The 5083-nt window shown below is 64.9% G+C and carries 1 protein-coding gene; it reads right to left on the reverse strand.

Annotated features, from left to right (window positions below; genetic code table 11):
- The coding region (locus XH88_RS05320) for an amino acid adenylation domain-containing protein (RefSeq protein ID WP_442868414.1) at positions 1–5083 on the reverse strand (5083 nt) is incomplete at both ends.

Here is a 5083-nt window from a genome sequence, read left to right on the forward strand (position 1 = left end):
CCGTCCAGCAAGTACACCCGCGTGTTGGCGATTGGGCGCCCGATCGGGACCACCGCCCCATTGAAATCAGCCGGGCAAGGCCAGATCGTCGCGCAGACTGTTGTCTCGGTCGGGCCATAAGCATTAACCATTGATGCTGGAGCCAGACTTCGGATGAGTTCTGGCTTCGGCAGCTCTCCAGCAAGAATGAGAACTTGCACAGCCAAACATTCCGGATTTGTCTGAAGCAACGCTGGGGGCAATGTCGCGTGGGTGATGGCTTCGCTTTGGAGATAATCCGATAGCTTGTTACTCGCTTGACGGATCTCTTCCGCGGGCAAGTGCAAAGCGGCTCCGGAGCCAAACGCCATAACAAGCTCCCAAGCGCTTGCATCAAAAGCAATGGAGGCGAACTGCACGACTCGGCTGTTGGAAGAAGCGCCAAAGAGGCCGAGTTGAGCCCACAGCAGATTAACCAATCCTTGATGCTGGACCATGACCCCCTTTGGGGTTCCGGTTGAGCCTGAGGTGTAGATCACATAAGCGAGATGGCCCGATGTGAGGCCAAGCGTGTGCCGGTCCGGGTTCGAAGCTGGCCGTTCGGCCCACGCGGGCGTGCCCGTCTCCAGATCAATGACCGTGACATCGGTCAGCACTTCGGGGCCGAGTGCTGCGCGACCGACGACGTCGCAAAGCAGCAGGCGCGGCGCGGCATCGTTGACAACCTGCCGCAGCCGCTCGCTGGGATAGGCTGGGTCCAGCGGCAGATAGGCACCGCCCGCCTTCAGGATCGCCAAGATGCCAACCATCATCATGAGGCTGCGTTCGAGGCAGATTGCCACCGGCTGGTCCGGCTTGACCCCAAGCTCGATCAGAAGATGCGCCAGCCGGTTGGCCCGCGCGTTGAGCTCGCCATAGCTCAGCCGCTCGTTTGCGCAGACCAGCGCCACCGCATCCGGCGCCTTTTGCACCTGCGCCTCGAACAGCTCATGGACGCACTGCTCTGATGGATAGGCCTCTTCCGTCGGGTTCAGATCCTCGAGCAGATAGGTGCGCTCCTCAGCCGGCAAGATGTCGAGCTTGCGTACCGGCGTATCCGGGGCATGCTCCAGCGCCTCTGCCAGTTGCTCGAGCACCCGCTGCATGTAGCCGCAGATCCGATCCGCCGAGATTGGCTCCGCCACCTGCACAGTGAGGCCCAGCGCCTCGCCAAAATCCTCTACCGACAGGGTCAGGGGATAGTTGGTGCGTTCCTCCCCGCCCAGCCATTCCATGCCCGACAAGACATTATCCGTCCCGGAGCCGGGCACAGCCGGCGCCGTGTTGTGACGATAGTTCAACAGCGTGCTGAACAGCGGCGCCGACGCCGCAATAGCGCTGCAGCGCTGCGCCAAGGCCAGCGAGGCATGCTCATGTGCCAGCAGCTCGGCCAGGCGGGCGTGCGTGGTCCGCACGCTCGCCTCGACGGCGGTCCCATCAAGATCAAGCCGCAGCGGCAAGGTGTTGATGAACAGCCCCATGGCGCGGTCGGCGCCGGCGCTGCCCTGCAAGCGGCCTAACAGCACCGTGCCGAACACCACCTGCTCGCGGCCGCTGCTGCGCGCCACCACCTGTCCCCACGCCAGATGGCACAGGCTCGCCAGACTCACGCCCAGCCGCCGCGCCTGTTCGCGCAGCCTCGCATGGAGCACTGACGGCAGCATCCGCTGCGCCTCTCGAACCCCGCCGCCGTCGCCGCGCACCTCGCTCAAGCCGAACGGCGTGGTCGGCTCGTCGATGTCGGCCAGCAGCTCCCGAAAGAACGCTTCATCAGCCTTGGCATCACGGCGTAGGTGCGCCTGGGCCACCAGATTGCGGAATGGCTGCGGCGCGCTCAGCTCATGCTCGCGTCCCTCCAGCTCGGCCCGGACCTCAGCATGCATCACGTCCCGCGTCGTGTGATCCCCGATCAGATGATGCTGCAGCTCCAGCAGCAGCCAGCGCCCATGGCCGGGCTCGCGCGCAATCACAAACCGCAACAAGGGCGCTCGGCCAAGATCGATGCGGTGCCGGCGCGGATCAAATCGATCCTTAAGCTGCGCGGCGCCAGGACCAGCAGACCCGTCCAGCTCGACCTCGCTCACCTCCAGCGGTGCGTGGCGCCACACCACCTGCGCCGGGCGCGACAGCCCCTCCCAGACGAACGAGGTGCGCAGAATGTCATGCCGATCCACCACCCGCTGGACCGCGGCAAGATAGCGCTCGAGCAGCCCACGCTCGGCAAACGCCATCTGCGACACCAGCAGGTATGGATCGCCCTTTGCCGCCAGCAAATGATGGAACAGGATGCCGTCCTGCAGCGGCGACAGGCCGTAAATGTCCTGGATGTTGCCGACCCCGCCGGGTACCGTGGCGAGGATCCGGTCGATCTCGTCCTGCGCCAGCTCGATCAGCGGCAACATCTGCGGCGTGATCGCCGCACTTCGCTCGGTGATCAGGTTGGCCGGGACCGCCACCTCGTGATGGCGGCCCAGGCTTGCGGCCAGATCCGACAGCACCGGCTTGACGAACAAGGTGCGCACCTCAATGCGCAGTGACCGCCGCCGGAGACGCTCGATCATTTGCACCGCCAAGAGCGAGTGCCCTCCCAGTTCGAAGAAGTTGTCGTGCCGTCCGACCCGCTCCAGCCCCAGCAGCTCGGCCCAGATCTGCGCCAGCACCGTCTCCATCTCGCCCTGTGGCGGCGCGTAGGTCCGCCGCGCATACGCCTCGTCGCCCGGGGCCGGCAGCGCGTTTCGATCGAGCTTACCGTTCAGCGTCAGCGGAAGCGCCGCCAGCCGCACGAACGCACTCGGCACCATGTAGTCCGGCAGCCCCGCACTCACATGCGCCCGCAAACCGCCGGCAAGATCAGATTCCTCAGCTTCGGCGGCAACGACATACGCAACGAGGTGCTGCTCGCCGCGACCATCCTCGCGCGCCACCACCACCGCCTCGCGCACGAACGGGTGCTCACAAAGCCGCGCCGCGATCTCGCCCGGTTCGATGCGGAAGCCGCGGAGCTTCACCTGGTCGTCGTTGCGGCCTAAAAACTCCAGATTGCCGTCCGGCAGGTAGCGCGCCAGGTCGCCGGTGCGGTACAGCCGGTCGCCCTCGACAAAGGGACTGGGGATGAACCGCTCCGCTGTCAGCTCAGAGCGGTTCAGGTAGCCCCGCGCCACCCCTGCCCCGCCAATGCAGAGCTCGCCCACCGCACCGAACGGCACCAGCCCGCCATGACCATCCAGCAAATAGACCCGCGTGTTCGCAATAGGACGGCCAATCGGGACGATGGCCTCATCAAACTCAGCCGGGCAGCTCCAGGATGTAACGTCGATCGCGGCCTCAGTCGGACCGTAAAGATTGTGCAGGGCCGTCCAGGGCAATACGCGCCGAACCCTATACACACTGGCGGCAGGGAGCGCCTCGCCGCTGCATAAAACCTGCCGCAGCGATGTGCAGCGGTCAACACTCTTCGCCTCCAAAAAGCTGACCAGCATGGATGGTACGAAGTGAACCGTCGTGATGCGCTGGGTGACAATCAAGTCGACCAATGCATCGGGATCTCTGTGCGCACCGGGCGGGGCCAGTACCAGCGTTGCCCCTTCAAGCAAAGTCCAAAAGAACTCCCAGGCCGAGACATCGAAGCTAAATGGCGTCTTCTGCAACACGACGTCTGTTGGTTTCAGACCATAGGCGTTCTGCATCCAGATCAGGCGATTAACGATAGCCCGATGCTCATTCTGTGCCCCTTTGGGCGTGCCTGTGGATCCCGAGGTGTAGATCACATAGGCGAGATTGCGGGAGGTCAAGCTGAGCGCGCACGGGTCTGGATCCGCTTCCGGCAGGTTGGCCCAGGCCGGGGCCGCAGCATCGAGCTCCACCACGCTCACATCGGCCGGCACATCCACGCCCAAAGCTGCACGGCCGGCCACATCGGTCAGTAGCAGGCGGGGCACCGCATCGTTGAGCACCTGGCGCAGCCGCGCCGACGGATAGGCCGGGTCCAGCGGCACATACGCCCCGCCGGCTTTCAGGATGGCCAAAAGCCCCACCACCATCATCGGACTGCGCTCAACGCAGATCGCAACCGGCTGGTCCGGCCTGACCCCGAGGGCGATCAGGTGATGCGCCAGGCGGTTGGCCTGCGCATTAAGCTCGGCATAGCTCAGCCGCTCATCTTCGCAGACCACCGCCACCGCATGCGGCGCCTTGTGCACCTGCGCTTCGAACAGCTCGTGGATGCAGCGCTCCGCAGGATACGACGCCGCCGTCCGGTTCAGCTCCTCCAGCAGATACGTGCGCTCGGCAGTCGAGAGCAGCTCAATCCGGTGGACCTCTTGCTGCGCATCGGCAGCCATCGCCCGCAGCAGCGCCAGCAGATAACCACGCTGCCGCTCGATCGTCGCCTGATCAAACAGCGCCGTGGCATAACCCAGCGTTCCGGCGATCTCCTCGCCATGCTCGCCAAGGTTCAGCTCCAGATCGAACTTGACCTGATCAATCTCCTCCCCGGCAGCTTCGACACTCAGCCCCGGCAGGTCCAATGACCCAACCGCATTGTTCTCCCAGGCCAGCATCACCTGCAACAACGGCGTGTGGTCAAGAGCCCGGGGCGGCTGCACGATCTCCACCACCTGCTCGAACGGCAGGTCCTGATGCTCCTGCGCAGCCAGCACCGTGCGCCGCGTCCGCTCCAGAAGCTCCGACACGCGCGGCTTGCCCGACAGGTCCAGCCGAAGCGCCAGGGTGTTGACGAAGAAGCCGATCAGCTCTTCGATCTCGCGGTGCCCCCGATTGGCGCTCGGCACGCCAATCACAAGATCGTCCTGCCCGGACAGACGCGACAGCACCGCCGCCCAGGCCGCCAGCACCGTCATGAACAACGTCGTGCCATGCTGCAGGCTCAGCCGCTTCAGCTCTCGGGTCAAATCCGCATCGATGACGATCGGGACCGTGGCCGCGGCAAACGACTGCTGGGCAGGCCGCGCACGGTCCGTCGGCAAGACAAGACGGGCTGTGCCTGCCAGGGCGCTGCGCCAATACTGCGCCTGCTTCTGCAACCGTTCCCCCGACAGCCATTGGC

Origin of the sequence: Bradyrhizobium sp. CCBAU 51627 (assembly GCF_028128765.1) — a bacterium.
GTDB lineage: Bacteria > Pseudomonadota > Alphaproteobacteria > Rhizobiales > Xanthobacteraceae > Bradyrhizobium.